This is a genomic window from Lentzea terrae (genome assembly GCF_003265345.1).
GTDB lineage: Bacteria > Actinomycetota > Actinomycetes > Mycobacteriales > Pseudonocardiaceae > Lentzea > Lentzea terrae.
The window spans coordinates 41,865-58,492 of sequence record NZ_QFWW01000007.1 but is presented as its reverse complement, the minus strand read 5'-3'; the positions used below and the strand labels follow the sequence as shown (position 1 = coordinate 58,492).

General features: G+C 67.6%; 17 protein-coding genes. 9 read left to right on the top strand and 8 right to left on the bottom strand.

What is annotated here, in order from left to right:
• Positions 1 to 145: 145 nt before the first annotated feature.
• The 5 genes from DI276_RS12200 to DI276_RS12180 form a co-directional block, all read right to left on the bottom strand.
• Positions 146 to 514 carry a heavy metal-responsive transcriptional regulator gene (locus tag DI276_RS12200; protein ID WP_112263420.1) on the bottom strand — a complete coding sequence of 123 codons (369 nt, stop codon included), beginning with the start codon at positions 512 to 514 and terminating at the stop codon, positions 146 to 148.
• Positions 515 to 549: 35 nt separating this feature from the next.
• Positions 550 to 1,131: a class I SAM-dependent methyltransferase gene (locus DI276_RS12195; protein WP_112263419.1), complete on the bottom strand. Its 582-nt coding sequence runs from the start codon at positions 1,129 to 1,131 to the stop codon at positions 550 to 552.
• 63 nt (positions 1,132 to 1,194) lie between these two features.
• Positions 1,195 to 2,697 carry an aldehyde dehydrogenase (NADP(+)) gene (locus DI276_RS12190; RefSeq protein ID WP_112263418.1) on the bottom strand — a complete coding sequence of 501 codons (1,503 nt, stop codon included), beginning with the start codon at positions 2,695 to 2,697 and terminating at the stop codon, positions 1,195 to 1,197.
• A complete protein-coding gene (locus tag DI276_RS12185; RefSeq protein WP_112263417.1) occupies positions 2,694 to 3,521 on the bottom strand; it encodes an NAD-dependent epimerase/dehydratase family protein in 828 nt (275 codons plus the stop codon). Before DI276_RS12185 ends, DI276_RS12190 begins: the two co-directional genes overlap by 4 nt.
• Positions 3,522 to 3,565: 44 nt before the next feature.
• Positions 3,566 to 4,354 (bottom strand): IclR family transcriptional regulator, encoded by a 789-nt coding sequence (locus DI276_RS12180; protein WP_232836610.1) that lies wholly within the window; start codon positions 4,352 to 4,354, stop codon positions 3,566 to 3,568.
• 146 nt (positions 4,355 to 4,500) lie between these two features.
• Between DI276_RS12180 and DI276_RS12175 the strand changes: the two genes are divergently transcribed.
• The 9 genes from DI276_RS12175 to DI276_RS12135 all read left to right on the top strand — a co-directional run bounded on the left by DI276_RS12175 (position 4,501) and on the right by DI276_RS12135 (position 12,948).
• Positions 4,501 to 5,820 carry an ABC transporter substrate-binding protein gene (locus DI276_RS12175; RefSeq protein WP_112263416.1) on the top strand — a complete coding sequence of 440 codons (1,320 nt, stop codon included), beginning with the start codon at positions 4,501 to 4,503 and terminating at the stop codon, positions 5,818 to 5,820.
• On the top strand, positions 5,817 to 6,788 hold the full coding sequence (locus DI276_RS12170) for a carbohydrate ABC transporter permease (RefSeq protein WP_198680595.1): 972 nt from the start codon (positions 5,817 to 5,819) through the stop codon (positions 6,786 to 6,788). The genes DI276_RS12175 and DI276_RS12170 overlap by 4 nt, the downstream gene beginning before the upstream one ends.
• The gene (locus DI276_RS12165) at positions 6,785 to 7,663 is read left to right on the top strand and encodes a carbohydrate ABC transporter permease (protein WP_112263415.1); all 879 of its coding nucleotides are present in this window, start codon (positions 6,785 to 6,787) and stop codon (positions 7,661 to 7,663) included. Before DI276_RS12170 ends, DI276_RS12165 begins: the two co-directional genes overlap by 4 nt.
• 9 nt (positions 7,664 to 7,672) lie before the next feature.
• Positions 7,673 to 8,575: a 5-dehydro-4-deoxyglucarate dehydratase gene (locus DI276_RS12160; RefSeq protein WP_112263414.1), complete on the top strand. Its 903-nt coding sequence runs from the start codon at positions 7,673 to 7,675 to the stop codon at positions 8,573 to 8,575.
• 14 nt (positions 8,576 to 8,589) lie between these two features.
• Positions 8,590 to 9,849 carry a glucarate dehydratase family protein gene (locus DI276_RS12155; protein ID WP_112263413.1) on the top strand — a complete coding sequence of 420 codons (1,260 nt, stop codon included), beginning with the start codon at positions 8,590 to 8,592 and terminating at the stop codon, positions 9,847 to 9,849.
• Positions 9,846 to 10,973 carry a hypothetical protein gene (locus DI276_RS12150; RefSeq protein WP_232836609.1) on the top strand — a complete coding sequence of 376 codons (1,128 nt, stop codon included), beginning with the start codon at positions 9,846 to 9,848 and terminating at the stop codon, positions 10,971 to 10,973. Before DI276_RS12155 ends, DI276_RS12150 begins: the two co-directional genes overlap by 4 nt.
• A 158-nt stretch (positions 10,974 to 11,131) precedes the next feature.
• Positions 11,132 to 11,497, top strand: a complete 366-nt coding sequence (locus tag DI276_RS12145; RefSeq protein WP_232836608.1) for a hypothetical protein — start codon at positions 11,132 to 11,134, stop codon at positions 11,495 to 11,497.
• Positions 11,498 to 11,598: 101 nt separating this feature from the next.
• The gene (locus DI276_RS12140; RefSeq protein WP_112263410.1) at positions 11,599 to 12,132 is read left to right on the top strand and encodes a hypothetical protein; all 534 of its coding nucleotides are present in this window, start codon (positions 11,599 to 11,601) and stop codon (positions 12,130 to 12,132) included.
• 18 nt (positions 12,133 to 12,150) lie between these two features.
• The gene (locus tag DI276_RS12135) at positions 12,151 to 12,948 is read left to right on the top strand and encodes an alpha/beta fold hydrolase (RefSeq protein WP_112263409.1); all 798 of its coding nucleotides are present in this window, start codon (positions 12,151 to 12,153) and stop codon (positions 12,946 to 12,948) included.
• Here the strand turns inward: DI276_RS12135 and DI276_RS51945 are convergent.
• The 3 genes from DI276_RS51945 to DI276_RS12120 all read right to left on the bottom strand — a co-directional run bounded on the left by DI276_RS51945 (position 12,937) and on the right by DI276_RS12120 (position 16,412).
• Positions 12,937 to 13,137, bottom strand: coding sequence for a VOC family protein (locus DI276_RS51945; RefSeq protein WP_232836607.1), 201 nt, complete (start codon positions 13,135 to 13,137; stop codon positions 12,937 to 12,939). The genes DI276_RS12135 and DI276_RS51945 overlap by 12 nt on opposite strands.
• A 368-nt stretch (positions 13,138 to 13,505) precedes the next feature.
• On the bottom strand, positions 13,506 to 15,170 hold the full coding sequence (locus DI276_RS12125; RefSeq protein ID WP_408610532.1) for a fumarate hydratase: 1,665 nt from the start codon (positions 15,168 to 15,170) through the stop codon (positions 13,506 to 13,508).
• Positions 15,171 to 15,422: 252 nt separating this feature from the next.
• On the bottom strand, positions 15,423 to 16,412 hold the full coding sequence (locus tag DI276_RS12120) for a sigma-70 family RNA polymerase sigma factor (RefSeq protein ID WP_112263408.1): 990 nt from the start codon (positions 16,410 to 16,412) through the stop codon (positions 15,423 to 15,425).
• Between the last annotated feature and the right edge of the window lie 216 nt (positions 16,413 to 16,628).

The window sequence follows — 16,628 nt, the reverse complement described above, 5'->3', positions numbered from 1 at the left end:
ATTCGTTTAGACATCGGTCTGATGTTGGACGAGTGACATGTTTCCGACACGAATCCGGCGGGCGCCTCGCCGGATTGGTATCAACTGACTAATCAATCGACGGTCAGCAGCAGTCGCAAGCGGTGCAGCAGTCGTCCACTTCCGATCACCTCCCCTCTGGCGGGCACCACGGTGGACAGTCGGTCCCGACCATGTCCACCAGGTCCGAACGGAGTCGCGCGAGCCTGGCCATCTCCGCGTCGATCTCGGCGATGTGCCGTTGCAGCAGCTGCTCGGCCGGTTCGCACGGGCACTCGCCGGTGTCGCGCACCTCGAGCAACGACGAGATCTCGCGCAACGTCAGGCCGAGGCGCTGGCAGTCGCGGATGAACAGGATCCGGTCGGCGGCCGACGGCGGATACTGCCGATACCCCGACGACGTGCGCGGCGGCGGCGCGAGCAGGCCCGCGCGCTCGTAGTACCGAACCGTGTCGGGCCGGACCCCGACCTGCCGTGCGAGCTCGGCGACTCTCATGCGCTCCACGCTAAACCTGTGAGCGCACTCCAAGGTCAAGCCCGCGTCATCAGAAAGCAGGCGAACCCACTGCCGACAGCGGGTGAGTCCAACCGCTCGATGTCGAACGACGCACCGAACAACCGTTGCTCAGCACCCACCGCGAGACCGGGAAACCGTCCGCCACGGCGCTTCCACCACGGGATCTCGTCGTAGAAACACCACATCACGAAGATCGAACCGGGGTGCGACAGGCGCAGCACCGTGGCCGCCATCGCGTCCTGGGCAGGCCCGCGCAGGTCGTCCAGCACGCTGTAGTCGACGAGCAGGTCGAACGTCCCGGACACCCCGGGAATCTCCGAAGCGGTCAGATCGCCGGCCACCCACGACACGGACAACGACGTAGGTATCGCGCGCCGGGCCTTCTCCATGCCGACGGGGGAGTAGTCCACGCCCGTCACGTCGAATCCGTGCTCCGCGAGGAAGATCGAGTTCGCCCCGCTGCCGCACCCGAGATCGATCGCGCGACCCGCCGGAATCCGCCCCGAAGTCACCAGCCGTGTCAGTTCGGACCGCGGCCCGACCTCCCACGGCGCCCAGGTCCGGTACATGAAGTCGTAAGCGCGGCGCCCGACCATCAAGGCCTCCAACGAAAAGCGGGGCCACTGACGTTACGTCAGCAGCCCCGCCCGCAACACCGATCAGTCCACCACGAGCACGCCGTCCACCCGGCGCGGAATGCCCAGCGGGTTCGCGTCCTGCAACTCCAAAGGCAGCAACGCGTCCGGCCACGACTGGTACGTCACCGGCGCGATCCACCGGCGGATCGACGTCGCACCAACGGAAGTATGCAGCGGATTCGTCGTCGACGGCCACGGTCCGCCGTGGTGCTGACCCCACGCCACCGCGACGCCGGTCGGCCAGGCGTTGAAGATCAACCGGCCCGCGACGTGCCGCAGGATCTCCGCGATCGCACCGGCTTCGGCGTGGTCGGACTCGGCGGCGTGCACGGTGCCCGTCAAGGTTCCCGGCAGCTTCGCCAGCACCGAATGCAGCTCGGACGGCGACGAGTACGTCACGATCAGCGCCGCCGGGCCGAAGTGCTCCTCGGTCAGCTTCTCGAGGTTCTCCTCGAACACCTTCACCGACGTCGAGAACAGCAGCGGCGCCACGGCCCACGCCTCGTCCGGGCGGACGCCAGAAGAAACCACACTGGCGAGGTCCGACGCGGCGAGAGCGTCCGTGCCCGCCTTGTAGGAGTCGCACATCCGCTCGTTCAGCATCGCGCCACCCGACGAAGCCGCGACCGCCTCGCCCAACGCGGGCACCAGCTCGGCAGGCGCGAACACCAGACCGGGGTTCGTGCAGAACTGGCCGACACCCATCGTCAACGACTGCGCGAAGCCGGCCGCGATGTCCGGAGTAGCCGCACCGGGCAGGATCACCGTCGGGTTCACGCTGCCGAGCTCGCCGTAGAACGGGATCGGGTCCGGCCGTCCCTGCGCCAGGTCGAACAGGGCCCGCCCGCCGCCGGTGGAGCCGGTGAAACCGACCGCGCGCACCGCCGGGTGCTTCACCAGCGCGACACCGGACTCGGTGCCGTACACGATGCCGAACACACCCTCGGGCGCACCGGCCTCGCGCAACGCGTCCATCACGACCCGCGCCGTCTCGCGCGACGTCGACGGGTGCGCCGAATGTGCCTTCACCACAACGGAACAACCGGACGCCAGCGCGGAAGCCGTGTCACCACCAGCCACCGAGAACGCGAACGGGAAGTTCGACGCGGAGAACACCGCGACCGTCCCAAGAGGACGCAGCACGCGCCGCAGCACCGGCCGCGGCGGAATGATGTCCGGGTTCGCCGAGTCCAAAGTGGCCTCGACGTAGCTGCCCTCGCGCAACACCTCCGCGAACAACCGCAGCTGGTTCGTCGTGCGCTTCAGCTCGGTCGTCAGGCGCGGCACACCCAGCGCCGTCTCACCGTCGGCCGTCTCGACGAGCAACGACGACTCGGCGTCCAGCGCGTCCGCGACCTGCTCCAGCACGACAGCGCGGTCCGCTGCCGGAACGACCGACCACGCCGAGAACGCAGTAGCCGCAGCTGAGGCGATCCGGTCCACCTCGCTGTCGGGGGTCTTCGCAACCGGCTCGCCGAACGGCTCACCGGTGCGCGGGTTGTATCCCTGCACGACGTGGCTCAACGCCCTGCCTCCTTGACTGCCGTGTCGAAATCGGGGCCGCACCAGGCCCCGCCCACGTACTTCGCCGCGTACGACGAGGGATCGAGCTCGCCGCCGTGCTGCTCCAGCACCTCGGCCGCGTACACCTCGGAGTCGTCCTGCGGCTCGTAACCCAGCGCGCGGGCCTCGTCCAGCGAGAACCAGCCGCGCTTGTTGTCCGAAACGCCCCACACGATCCGGAACCCCGGCGACGCAACGGAAAGGCACGCCTCGAACAGGCGCGCACCGTCGTCCGGCGACATCCACGTCGACAGCATCCGCACGTCGCGCGGCTTCTCGAAGCACGAACCGATGCGGATCGCGATCACGTCCATGCCGTAGCGGTCGGCGTACAGCGACCCCAACGCCTCCAGCGCCACCTTCGACACGCCGTAGTAGGTGTCCGGGCGGGGGAAGAGGTAGTCACCCGCCTCTCCGTTGGCGCGCTCGACGTACCCCACTGCGTGGTTCGAGCTGGCCAAGATCACGCGCCGCACACCGGACCGGCGCGCGGCTTCCAGCACCGTGTGCGTGCCGTCGATGTTGACCGACAGGATCTTGTCCCACGCCTCCTCGAGGCTGTGGCCGCCGAGGTGGATCACGGCGTCGACGTCCTTCATCGCCGCTTCCATCGCGGCCATGTCGGTCACCGACGCCTGGACGAGCTCGACGTTCTCGCCGTCAGCGGCCGCGGGTAGCTCCGCGATGTCCAGCAGCCGCAGGACACGGCCCTCCACCGCGAGGCGAGAACGCATGAGCGTTCCCACCCCGCCACCGGCGCCGGTGATCAGGATGCGTGCGGTCACGGGATGGACCCCTCCGTCGTGTGCAGATGTTTCAGTAAACCTTTTCACCTACCGAACTGGCGGAGAAGCTCGGTGATCGTCCGGGCGGCGTCCAGCAGAGCGGCGACGACCTGCCGCTCGTGCTCGGGGTCCAGTCTGCCCAAGGGGACCGAGCAACTCATAGCGTCCAGAACGGGGTTTCGGTAAGGCAGTGCCACGGCGAAACAGCCCAGCCCAGGGGTGTTCTCCTCGCGTTCATGGGCATATCCGACATTCCGGAACCCGGCGAGCTGCTCGTGCAACGCAGCCCGGTCGGTCACCGTGTTCGGGGTCAGCGGGGCCAGCACGTCGGGGAGGATCAGGTCGACCTCCTCGGGCGTGCGGGTCGAGAGCACGGCCTTGCCCAGCGACGTCGAGTGCGCGGGCAGCCGGCGGCCGACGCGCGACACGACGCGCAGGTGGTGTTCCGACTCCCGGCTGGCCAGGTAGACGACATCGGCGCCGTCCAAACGGGCAAGGTGCACCGTCTCGTTGATGTCCTGCCGCACCTGCTCCATCACGCGGATCGCGGCACGCACCACCGGGTCGTGGTCCAAATAGGACGTACCGACGAGCAGTGCGCGCACGCCGATGCCGTAGGTGCCGCGGTCGGAGTCGACCTCCACCCAGCCGCGCGCGACCAGCGTCTGCAACAGCATGTAGAGGCTCGACTTCGGGTAGCTCAGCTCCCGGTGCAGTTCGGTGAGCGTCAGTCGGCGGTCCGACGCGGAGAGCACTTCGAGCAGCTCCACCGTGCGGTCCGCGGACTTCACCGCGCCCGGACGGGCCGTGCCCTTGTCGATCGGCGACGCCACCTGGCCTCCTCGGCCGTCTTCTGAGAAACCGGTAAGCAACTTGCCCAACTCACCCTTGACACGTTGCTGTGCTGATTCTTACAGTCCTGCAGCAGGTTCACAAGTACGACCCCGGTTCACATATCTGAACGTGAAGGGCTCCGACGATGCGCCGTAGAACCGCCACAACGATCGCCACGCTCAGCGTGGCCGCGCTGCTCGCAGGCTGTGGCAGCAGTGGCAACACGGCGTCGTCGACCAAGGATCCGAACAAGCCCCTCGAGGTGTGGACCCGCTCGACGGAGGCCACGGCGAAGGTCTACGAGAAGATCTTCAAGTCGTTCACCGAGAAGACCGGTGTGCAGGTCGACTACAAGCCGATCTTCAACGACTTCGACAAGCAGGTGCAGCAGCGCGCCGCGTCGAAGGACCTGCCGGACGTCGTCATCACCGACACGGGCTCGCTCGGCAACTTCGTCAAGCAGGGCTGGACGACCGAGGTCAAGCGCGAGGACGTCGCGGGCGGCGGCGACATCGTCGACCGGGCCTGGAACAACGCCAAGGGCGCGGACGGCAAGTTCTACGCCATCCCGTACTCCACGCAGGCGATGGTCACGCTCGTCCGCAAGGACTGGCGCGAGAAGCTCGGCAAGCCGATCCCGACGACGTGGGAAGAGTTAGACGATCTAGCGCGTGCGTTCACCCGTAACGACCCTGATGGCAACGGGCAGAACGACACCTACGGCATGCTCGTCCCGGGCACCGTCGACCGCGGTTACCTCGCCTGGTGGGCGTCCAGCTACATCTGGCAGGGCGGCGGCGACATCCTCGACGAGGAGGGCAGCGGCAAGTTCTCCGTCGGCATCGACTCGCCGGAGTCGACCAAGGCGGTCGAGCGCCTGCGCAAGCTCTTCTGCGAGGACAAGGTCATGCAGCCGGGCTCGCTGACGTTGAGCACGAACGACGCGCACCCGCTGTTCGAGTCGGGCAAGAGCGGCATCTACCTGACCGGCCCGTACATGATCGGCCGTTTCGACAAGTCGGTCGGCAAGGACAAGTACGAGGTCATCGCGTCGCCGCGCGGCCCGGCCGGTGCCACCGTGCTCGGCGAGGGCGAGGACATCTACCTGATGGCCGGCTCCGCGAAGACCGCCGACCAGAAGAAGCTCGCCGAGTACCTGATCACGCCCGACGCGCAGAAGGCCGGCATGAAGGGCGACCCGCAGCCGGTGGTCCGCCTGCCCGTCAACAAGACCGTCGACGTCAACGCGACGTACAACGACCCGCGCTGGGCGACCGTGGCGGGCGTGTACAAGAGCGAGGCGCGGCCGTTCCCGAGCGTCCCGAACTTCACGCCCTTCCGGCAGAAGACCTCGGAGACCCTGAACTCGATCTTCGCCAAGTGTCCCGCCGACTCGTCGGCCGAGCTGAAGACGCTGGCGGAGGCGCTGAAGAAGGAGCTTGAGAACCAGAAGGCGTCGCAGTGACGGCAGTTCAGCAGCACAGCGACACCCAAGACGTGGGCTCGACGGCTAGTGGCGGCGGTGCCGTCGAAACCCACCCCGTGAGGCGGCGCCGCCGGCGTCGCCTCACGGGAGCCACCTTCATACCGTGGCTGTTCCTGCTTCCCGCCGCGCTGATCTTCCTGGTCTTCAAGTTCATCCCGATGGCGGAGGGGATCCGGCTCTCGCTGTTCGAGGTCCGGCCCTTCCTCGGCGACATCTTCGTCGGCTTCAAGAACTACGCCACGATCCTGCAGGACGAGAAGTTCCTGACGGCGTCGTGGCACACCGTGGTCCTGGCCGGTGGGCAGACGCTCGGAGCGATGCTCATCGGCTTCTTCCTGGCCCTGCTGCTGGAGGGTCACGCCAAGTCGTTGTGGTTCGTGCGGTCCGCGGTGTTCCTGCCCGTGGTCGCGGCGACGGCGGTCATCGGCGAGATCTGGCGGCTGTTCTTCTACCCGGCGCCGGAAGGGTTCTTGAACGAGGTCATCTCGTGGGTCGGTCTCGGTCCCTGGGAGTACATCCACAACACGGACACCTCGCTGGTGTCCGTCATGTTCGTCGGCATCTGGAAGCACGCGCCGTACGACATGGTGCTGATCCTCGCCGGGCTCGCCGGCATCGACCGTCAGCAGTACGAGGCCGCCGCGATCGACGGGGCTTCGACGCCGCAACGGATCTGGAACGTCACGCTGCCTGCGTTGCGGCCCGTGATCACGATTCTGCTGACCCTGGCGGCGATCCGCGGCCTGCGCGTCTTCACCGAGGTCTACGTCCTGACCGGCGGTGGTCCCGCCGGTTCGACGGACGTCTGGATGACGCGCGTCTACACCACGGCCTTCGAACAGTCCGAAGCCGGCCTCGCCTCGGCTGGATCGGTGCTGTTGTTCCTGGTTACCTTGATTTTGACGGTCAGCGTGCAGTGGTACCGCCGGAGGAAGGAGGCGCGATGAGCGTCAACTCGAGCCGCTTCGACAGCGCCATCGGCTGGTCCACCCGTCCGGACGCGTGGTTCAGCAAGGGCATCCGGTTCATTCTGAGCGCCCTCGCTGTAATCCTTTTCTGCGGCCCGCTGCTGGTCATCTTCTCCGGTGCGTTCGACCACAACCCGGACCCGACCAAGCTCTCGGTGATCCCGGACAGCCCGTCGCTGATCAACTTCAAGGTGGCCGGCGAGAACAAGATCTGGGACTACCTGGCGAACTCGCTGGTCATCGCCGGTGGTGCCTTGCTGTTGCAGCTGGCGGTGAGCGTGTTCGCCGCCTACGCGTTGGCGCGCAAGAAGTTCCGCGGTCAGGCCATCGCGTTGTTGGTCATCCTTGCCACGATGATGTTGCCGGAGGAGGTCATCGCGATCCCGCTGTCGCTGGTGATCGGAGACCTACCGCTGGTGCACGTGAGTCTCAAGGGCACCCTGCTCGGCGTCATCCTCCCGTTGGGGGCGTGGGGTTTCTCCATCTTCGTCATGACGGAGTTCATGAAGGAGATCCCCGCCGAACTCGAGGAAGCGGCCAAAGTGGACGGTGCCGGGGAGCTGCGGCTGTTCGCGCAGATCATCCTCCCGCTGTGCAAGCCCGCGCTCGGCGTCATCGCCGTGTTCGGCTTCAACATGATTTGGGAGCAGTACCTGCTCCCCCTGATCGTCGCCGCTGACCCCTCCGATTACACGCTCACGGTCGCACTGCTCGCGCTCAGATCCGACGACATGGTCGGTACGGGCATCGTGCTGGCCGGTGCGTTGCTGGCGCTGGTGCCGAGTCTCGTCGTGTACCTGTCGCTGCAGAAGTCCTTCCTGCGTGGGATCACCACCGGAGCGATCAAGGGATGAGTGTCTGGTATGCAACTCGATGGTGTGCTGTTCTTTCCGGTGACCCCGTTCGACACCGAGGGGAACATCGCGTTCGACGTGCTGGCTGAGCACGTCAAGCACGGTGTCTCCGCCGGGCCAGGCGCGGTGTTCGTCGCCTGCGGCACCGGCGAGTTCCATGCGCTGGGGCTGGAGGAGTTCGAGCGTGCCGTGGCCGTCGCGGTCGAGGCGACCGCGGGCAAGGTGCCGGTGTTCGCCGGAGCGGGCGGCTCGGTCGTGGCGACCAAGCAGTTCGTCCAGGCGGCGGAACGCGCTGGTGCGCAGGGCATCCTGCTGCTGCCGCCGTACCTGGTGACCAACCCGGCCGCCGGTCTCGTGCGGTACGTGGCCGAGGTCGCGGGCGCCACCGAGCTGCCGATCATCGTGTACCAGCGCAACAACGCGCGGTTCACGCCGGAAACCGCCGTCGAGGTCGCGCGGATCCCGAACGTGGTGGGCTTCAAGGACGGCATCGGCGACCTCGACCAGATGCAGCGGATCGTGCTGTCCGTGCGTGCGGGCGTCGACAAGCCCTTCCAGTTCTTCAACGGCCTCCCGACCGCGGAGATGACGCAGCTCGCGTACCGGGGGATCGGTGTGGAGCTGTACTCGTCGGCGGTGTTCTGCTTCGCGCCGGAGATCTCGCTGGGCTTCTACCAGGCCGTGCAGGCGGGCGACACCGAGCTGGTGAACCGCTTTCTCCTCGAGTTCTACAAGCCGTTGGTCGAGCTGCGGGACAGGGTTCCCGGCTACGCCGTTGCCCTGGTGAAGGCCGCGGTGCGCGCGAACGGCCTCGACGTCGGCGGCGTGCGTCCGCCGCTCATCGACCCGACCGAAGAACACCTCGCCGCCCTGGACAAGATCATCGCTGCGGGTAAGGCTCTGCTCGCCTGAAGGGGTTGTCGGCTGTGAAGATCACCGAGGTTGTTCTGACACCGATCGCGTTCCGCGATCCGCCGCTGCTGAACGCGGCCGGCGTGCACGAGCCGTGGGCGCTGCGCACGATCGTCGAAGTGCACACCGACGAAGGCATTTCCGGGCTGGGGGAGACCTACGGCGACCTCGCGCACCTGGAGCGCTCGCGGTCCGTTGTGGACTCCTTGATCGGGCTCGACGTCTTTGCGTTGAACGAGATGCACGCGCGGGTGGCTGCGGTTCTGGGCGGTGAGGCCGGGCCGGACAAGCACGGGCTGACCGGGAAGATCACGGCGGAGAGCACCGTCGACCGGGTGTACTCGCCGTTCGAGGTCGCGTGCCTGGACATCCAGGGCAAGGCACTGGGACGCCCGGTGCACGACCTGCTGGGTGGCGCTGTGCGTTCGTCGGTGCCGTACTCCGCCTACCTGTTCTACAAGTGGGACGGGCATCCTGGCGCGGAGCCCGACGAGTGGGGCGAGGCGGTCGACCCCGCCGGCATCGTGGCGCAGGCGCGCAAGATGATCTCGGAGTACGGGTTCGGGTCGATCAAGCTCAAGGGCGGGGTGTTCCCGCCGGAGCAGGAGATCGAGGCGATCCGGGCGTTGCGCGAGGCCTTCCCGGAACACCCGCTGCGGCTCGACCCGAACGCGGCGTGGTCGGCCGCGACGTCTCTCAAGGTCGCGGCCGAGCTGGACGGCGTGCTGGAGTACCTGGAGGATCCGACGCCGGAGATCTCGGGGATGGCGGAGGTCGCCGCGCAGGCGTCGATGCCGTTGGCCACCAACATGTGCGTGGTCGCGTTCGAGCACCTGAAGCCGTCGGTGGAGCAGGACGCGGTGCAGGTGCTGCTGTCCGACCACCACTACTGGGGCGGTCTGCAGCGGTCGCGTCAGCTGGGCATGATCTGCCAGACGTTCGGCATCGGGCTGTCGATGCACTCGAACTCGCATCTCGGCATTTCGCTGGCGGCGATGACGCATCTGGCTGCTGCCACGCCGAACCTGAACTACGCGTGCGACACCCACTACCCGTGGAATGCGGCGGACGAGGTCGTCGAGCCCGGCGTTCTGTCCTTTGTGGATGGTGCGGTGCCGGTGCCCACGTCGCCGGGACTCGGTGTGTCGCTGGACCGGGACGCGTTGGCGCGACTGGCCGAGAACTACGTGCGCTGCGGGATCACCTCGCGGGACGACACGGGCTACATGCAGAAGTTCGACCCCAGTTACGAGAGGAAGCGTCCCCGGTGGTGAAGTCGGTTGTCCACGCCTATCCGTGGGACCTGATCGGGGACCCTGACGCCGTTGCGCGGTACCAGGGTCTCGGGGTGGACGCGATCGCGCTCGCCGCGTCGTACCACACGGTGCGGGCGGCGACCCCGTTGCACCCGTCGCATCGGCTGGTCGACGCGCGGCACGCGGCCTTTTACTTGCCGGTGCGTGCGGCGAACTACGGCCGGCTCGTGCCTGCGGAACCGTCCTGGATGGACGGTTCGGATTCGTTCGGTGCTGCGGCGGCTTTGGTTCGTGCGGCTGGTTTGCCGGTGTACGCGTGGACCGTGTTGACACACAACTCCCGGCTGGGTGACCTGCACCCGGATGTGACGGTGGTGAACGCGTTCGGGGATCGCTACCCGTACGCGTTGTGCACCGCGCAGCCCGACGTCGTCGAGTACACGTCGGTGCTGGTGTCGGAGGTGCTGGAGCTCGGCGCGCCGGACGGGATCATCCTGGAGGCCTGCGGGCCGCTCGGGTTCTTCCACGGCGGCCACCACGAGAAGACCGACGGCACGGACTGGAACCCGGTGCAGCAGAAGCTGTTGTCGCTGTGCTTCTGCTCTTCGTGCACCGCTCTGTACGCCGACTCGGATGCCCTGCGTGCAGCGGTCCGGGCCGGGGTCGATCGCGGCGCATCCAGCGTTGAGGAAGCGTTGGGTGCGCTCGCGGATGATGTTCGTTCGGTGCGCACCGGAGTTGTGCGGTCGTTGCGGTCGCGGCTGGTTTCCGAGATCCGGGCCGCGGCGCCGTCGGTTCGGGTGGGCATGCACGTGACGGCGGATCCTTGGGGCACAGGGCCGTTCGCGACCGTTGCCGGTGGTCTGGACGCGGACGTCGACGTGCTGACGACGATGTGCTGGCCCGGTCCCGAGGTCGCGGTACCGGGTATCGAGGCGTTGCGCGCCGTTGCTCCGGACACGCGGATCGCCGCGTACGTGCTGGGGCTGCCGCCGAAACCCGCCGATGGCGCCGCTCTGTCGAAGGAGTGGCTGGCTTATCTGGACGCGGGGGTGGAGGAGTTCCACCTCTACCACGGTGGGCTGGCGTCCGCGGCTCGCCTGGAAGCACTGCGAGAGGCTGTAACGGCCGTTAGCCGGTAACTGTGAAGCGAACTCCCTGCAACCCGTTGTGAGCGCGGTTCCGTCCTCTGACCATGAGGCACATTGGAACCGTAGTTGGCACTGGCGTCCTGCTGCTGGTGGTTTCCGCTTGCGGCAGTGCGCAACATGCAGGCACTGGGGCAGGTGGCGGTCCGACGTTGCCGACCGCCACCTCCTCCTCGGAAGTGCCTCCGGGCATCGCACCCGGAGAAGTACCGCCGGACGGCAAGCCGGTGACGAAGCTGGACACGAACGCTCTGACACCGGACTATCCGCGCACCGTGTGGACACAGGGTGACGGCCGGACCGTCGGCGTGCTCGCCCAGGAAGGCGGATGCGGGAAGGCCAGCGCGTCCGTGCTGGAGCAGTCCGCTTCGGCGGTGAAGATCGAGCTCGTCGAGACGACACCGCTGACCAAGCAGATGTGCACGATGGACATCCGCTTCCCTCCGCTCACGGTGCAGCTTTCCGAGCCCCTTGGTGAGCGCACGGTGGTGCTGACGTCACGGCAGGAACAGAAGTAGACCCCCTCCCCAACGGTGCCCGGTCGGCTTCTGCCCCGCCGGCCGGGCATCTCCTACGTTCTTCACCTGGCCCCTTGGCCTGGTTTGCGAGGATGGTGCGCATGAGAAACGTCGTCGCTGCCGTTGCTCTCGCCGGTGCGCTCTCCGGGGTGCTGGCCGGCTGCTCGTCCGGCACGCCCGGATCGTCTTCCGGCTCGTCCAGCGGCGCGCCGACTTCGGGCACGTCCACGCCCGGTTCCACCGGTTTTTCCGGGTCGAACCCCACGAGTGCCCCGGTGCAGCCCCCGGTCTCGATCTCGGAGGAGAAGCCGGTCGTGCCGCCCAACGTCACGCCGATACCGCCCGACAAGGTCGACACGACATCGTTGTCAGACACCTACCGCGACGAGGCCTACGTCTTCGGCGACGGCCGGGACGTCGAGGTCTTCGGTGTGGGCGGCGGCTGCAAGGAAGCGCGCGCCGAGGTGTCCGCTCAGTCCGCCGCTCTCGTCCAGATCACCTTGGTCACGATCACCAAGCAGCCTCCAGGCACGGTGTGCACCCAGGAGATCCGCCAGGTGCCGCTGACCGTGCGCCTGGACGCTCCGCTGGGCACCCGCCGCCTGGTTCTCGAATCCCGCGAGGAAACCGGCTGAGCGGTGGGAAACTGATATATGGATCTTAATCTGGGAGATCGCGTACTGCGTGTATACGACGTGGGCGACGGTATCCCGGTGTTCTGGCACCACGGCACACCCAATCTGGGGCTGCCGCCGGAACCGCTGTTCCGTTCAGGCGTCCGCTGGATCTCCTACGACCGTCCCGGCTACGGCGGCTCGACCCCGATGCCGGACCGGTCGGTGGGGTCGGCGGCGACCGATATATCGCATATCGCCGACGCGCTGGGCCTCACGCAGTTCGCGGTCTTCGGCCACTCAGGCGGCGCACCACACGCCCTCGCGTGCGCCGCCCTGTTGCCGGACCGGGTGACCGCCTCTGTCGCTAGTGCGCCACTCGCGCCGTTCGACGCAGACGGCCTCGACTGGTTCGCCGGCATGGTCGCCTCGGCCGAGGCGTCGTTGCGTGCGGCCGCCGCCGGCCGTGCGGCGAAGGAGCAGCACGAGGCGTCCGGCGTCGAGTACGACATGGAGTTCTCGGAGGCCGACCTCGCCACGTTGCGAGGTCCTTGGTCGTGGTTCGGCCAAGTCGTCGAGCCCGCGCTGGCGAACGGCCCCGGCCCGCTGATCGACGACGACCTCGCCTACGTCCGGCCGTGGGGCTTCGACCCGGCCTCCATCACCGCGCCGACCCTCCTGCTGCACGGCGACCGCGACGGCATCACCCCGCCCGCGCACAGCCTGTGGCTCGCGTCCCGCATCCCCAATGCGGAACTCCGCCTGACGCCAGGCGACGGTCACATATCAGTTTTGGATCATGCCGAGTCGGCCCTCGACTGGCTCCTAGCCCGCTAGGAACTCGATGCGGTTGCCGACAGCGTCGAACGTGTGGAAGCGGAGCCGGCCGGGGATCTCGGCCGGATCGGCCCACGCCACGGGATGGCCCGCTGCCTCGACCGCCTTGGCGACCTGCTCGACGTCGACGACGAACGCCGGATGCGCCTTGCGCGCGGGCCGGAAGTCGTCTTCAACGCCGACGTGCACCTCGCCACCACCCGGCACCTGGAACCAGCACCCGCCACGGGCCGCCAGCTACGGCGGCTTCGGCAGCTCGGCCCATCCGAGCACCCCGGTGTAGAACGCCCGCTGCTCGTCCTCCGCGCCCGCAGGACACGCCACCTGCACGTGATGAATCATCGCGCCCCCGCTCATCCCGAATACAGGACAAGCGTACTGCTAGCCGCTCGCCAACGTTGTGTAATCCACCAAGCCATTCCACCTGCCGCTTAGCAATGACTCTTTGGACTTCGTCCGCAAAAGACTCGTTGCAAGGGGCTGGAAGCACGACAGCCGGGCCGACCGATATGCGATATATCAGCGGCCCGGCTGTCATGGTGACCAGCGCCTGAAGATCAACGCCTGAAGCTGATCTGCAGGGTCGGAGCGGACGTCTCGGCGAAGAAGTCGTTGCCCTTGTCGTCGACGACGACGAACGCGGGGAAGTCCTCGACCTCGATCTTCCAGACCGCCTCCATGCCGAGCTCGGGGTACTCGAGCACCTCGACCCTGCGGATGCAGTCCTGGGCCAGGCGAGCCGCGGGGCCGCCGATGGAACCGAGGTAGAAGCCGCCGTGCGTGTTGCACGCGGAGGTGACCTGCTTGGAGCGGTTGCCCTTGGCGAGCATCACCAGCGAGCCGCCCGCGGCCTGGAACTGCTCGACGTAGGAGTCCATGCGCCCGGCCGTGGTCGGGCCGAACGAACCGGACGCGTACCCCTCCGGCGTCTTGGCCGGACCGGCGTAGTAGACCGGGTGGTCCTTGAGGTACTGCGGCATCTCCTCGCCGGCGTCGAGGCGTTCCTTGATCTTCGCGTGGGCGATGTCGCGGGCCACGACCAGCGGCCCGGTCAGCGACACGCGGGTCTTCACCGGGAGCTTGGTGAGGACCTCGCGGATCTCCGACATCGGGCGCGTGAGGTCGATGCGGACGACCTCGTCGGACAGGTCCTCGCCCTCCACCTCGGGCAGGAACTGCGCCGGGTCGCGTTCCAGCTGCTCCAGGAACACGCCCTCGGGCGTGATGCGGGCCTTGGCCTGGCGGTCGGCCGAGCACGACACCGCGACGCCGACCGGCAGGGACGCGCCGTGGCGGGGGAGCCGGATGACGCGCACGTCGTGGCAGAAGTACTTGCCGCCGAACTGGGCGCCGATGCCGAAGTTGCGGGTCAGTTCGAGCACCTGCTGCTCGAGGTCCCTGTCGCGGAACGCGTGGCCCGACGGCGAGCCCTCGGTCGGCAGGTTGTCGAGGTAGCGGGCCGAGGCGAGCTTCGCGACCTTGAGGTTCTGCTCGGCGGACAGGCCGCCCACCACCACAGCCAGGTGGTACGGCGGGCACGCGGCGGTGCCGAGCGAGCGCAGCTTCTCGTCGAGGAACGACGCGAGGCGCTTCGGGTTCAGAACCGCCTTGGTCTCCTGGTAGAGGAACGTCTTGTTGGCGCTGCCGCCGCCCTTGGCCATGAACAGGAACTCGTAGACGGGCTCCTGACCGGGCTTGTGGAACACCTCGATCTGCGCGGGCAGGTTCGTACCGGTGTTCTTCTCGTCCCAGAACGTCAGCGGAGCCATCTGCGAGTAGCGCAGGTTCAGCTCCTGGTAGGCCTCGAAGACGCCGCGGGCGAGCGCCTGCTCGTCGTTGCCGCCGGTCAGGACGGTCTCCGAGCGCTTGCCCATGATGATCGCCGTGCCGGTGTCCTGGCACATCGGCAGCACGCCGCCGGACGAGATGGCCGCGTTGCGCAGCAGGTCCATCGCGACGAAGCGGTCGTTGCCGGAGGCCTCGGGGTCATCGATGATCTTGCGCAGCTGGGCGAGGTGCGACGGGCGCAGCAGGTGCTGGATGTCGCGGATGGCTTCCTTCGCGAGCAACGTCAGCGTCTCGGGGGCGATCTCCAGGAACTTGCGGTCACCGGCCTCGATCAGCTTCACCCCGTCCGACGTGACGAGGCGGTACTCGGTCTCGGTGTCCTTCGCGAGCGGAAGGACGTCGGTGTACTCGAAAGTGGTGGGCACGGCGTACACAGCTCCAACGGTGTGCAGTTCGGATCAGAAAACCGTACCGCCATCAAAGGGACGTATTGATGTGATCCCCGACCACCGTGCTCAAACACACCCGGAACGCACGGAAGGCCGCGGCAGCCCCCGGCTGCCGCGACCTTCCTTCGTGTGCGAAACCCTTCTCACGTCGGGCGTCGCGTGGCTCTGGTAACGCCCGACCGTGCCGTGAGTTGAGTCACAAGTCAATACTGCCGGTCAGGTGAAACCTGACCGTGACTACGAGGCGTACGCGCGCAGCTTCGCGGCGCGTTCGCCCTGGCGCAGCTTCGACATGACCTCGCGCTCGATCTGCCGCACCCGCTCCCGCGACAACCCGAACCGCTTGCCGATCTGGTCCAGCGTGCGGGGCTGACCGTCCTCGAGGCCGTAGCGCAGCCGGATCACGGCCTGCTCGCGCGGTTCGAGGGTCGCCAGCACACGGCGCAGATCGTCCTGCAGCAGGCCGGAGATGACGGCGCTCTCGGCGTCGGTCGCGTCCGAGTCCTCGATGAAGTCGCCGAGGGGAGCGTCCTCCTCCGTGCCGACCGGCATGTCGAGCGATACCGGGTCACGCGCGTGGTCGAGCAGGTCGGCGACCTTGTCGACGGACAGGCCCGACTCCTTCGCGAGCTCCTCGTTCGTCGCCTCGCGGCCGAGCGTCTGGTGCAGGTCGCGCTTGATCCGCGCGAGCTTGTTCACCTGCTCGACGAGGTGGACGGGGAGGCGGATGGTGCGGCCCTGGTCGGCCATGCCGCGGGTGATGGCCTGGCGGATCCACCACGTCGCGTAGGTCGAGAACTTGAAGCCCTTGGTGTAGTCGAACTTCTCGACCGCGCGGATGAGACCCAGGTTGCCCTCCTGGATCAGGTCCAGCAGCGGCATGCCACGGCCCGTGTAGCGCTTGGCCAGCGACACGACGAGGCGCAGGTTGGCCTTGAGCAGGTGGTCCTTGGCACGGCGACCGTCGCGGACGAGCTCCCCCATTTCGTCGCGGCGCGTCGGCGTGAGGCGCTTGGCCGTCTCGAGGACGTGCTGCGCGAACACACCGGCCTCGATGCGCTTGGCGAGCTCCACCTCCTCCTCGGCGGTGAGCAGCGCGGTCTTGCCGATTCCGTTCAGGTAGACTCGAACGAGGTCGGCTGCGGGTCCCTGGGCGTCGAGTTCGTGCTCGACGACGGCGGGCGTGTTCTCTCCGACTTCACGGTCGGAGATCCTCGTGACGGTCATGGATCTCCCTCCCCCTGCTGCGGGCGACGCCGCTGTCGGTCAGGACAGTGGCGCGTGGCGGTCAAGGCGGCGCGGCGCTGCGCCCTGGTTGCCGGTGTTGCGGCGGGCCCGCTCGGGATCCCATCGCTAGCTGGCTGATACCTGGGTAACGAAGGCGATTCCGAATTCGTTCCCGACTTCCTGCCTTGAAGACGTCGCCGCTGTCACACGCGTTGC

Coding starts and splice junctions, on each gene's coding strand:
- DI276_RS12200 (WP_112263420.1), bottom strand. CDS start 514: ATGAGAGTCGCCGAGCTCGCACGGCAGGTCGGGGTCCGGCCCGACACG.
- DI276_RS12195 (WP_112263419.1), bottom strand. CDS start 1,131: ATGGTCGGGCGCCGCGCTTACGACTTCATGTACCGGACCTGGGCGCCG.
- DI276_RS12160 (WP_112263414.1), top strand. CDS start 7,673: ATGCAACTCGATGGTGTGCTGTTCTTTCCGGTGACCCCGTTCGACACC.
- DI276_RS12135 (WP_112263409.1), top strand. CDS start 12,151: ATGGATCTTAATCTGGGAGATCGCGTACTGCGTGTATACGACGTGGGC.
- DI276_RS12165 (WP_112263415.1), top strand. CDS start 6,785: ATGAGCGTCAACTCGAGCCGCTTCGACAGCGCCATCGGCTGGTCCACC.
- DI276_RS12175 (WP_112263416.1), top strand. CDS start 4,501: ATGCGCCGTAGAACCGCCACAACGATCGCCACGCTCAGCGTGGCCGCG.
- DI276_RS12120 (WP_112263408.1), bottom strand. CDS start 16,412: ATGACCGTCACGAGGATCTCCGACCGTGAAGTCGGAGAGAACACGCCC.
- DI276_RS12140 (WP_112263410.1), top strand. CDS start 11,599: ATGAGAAACGTCGTCGCTGCCGTTGCTCTCGCCGGTGCGCTCTCCGGG.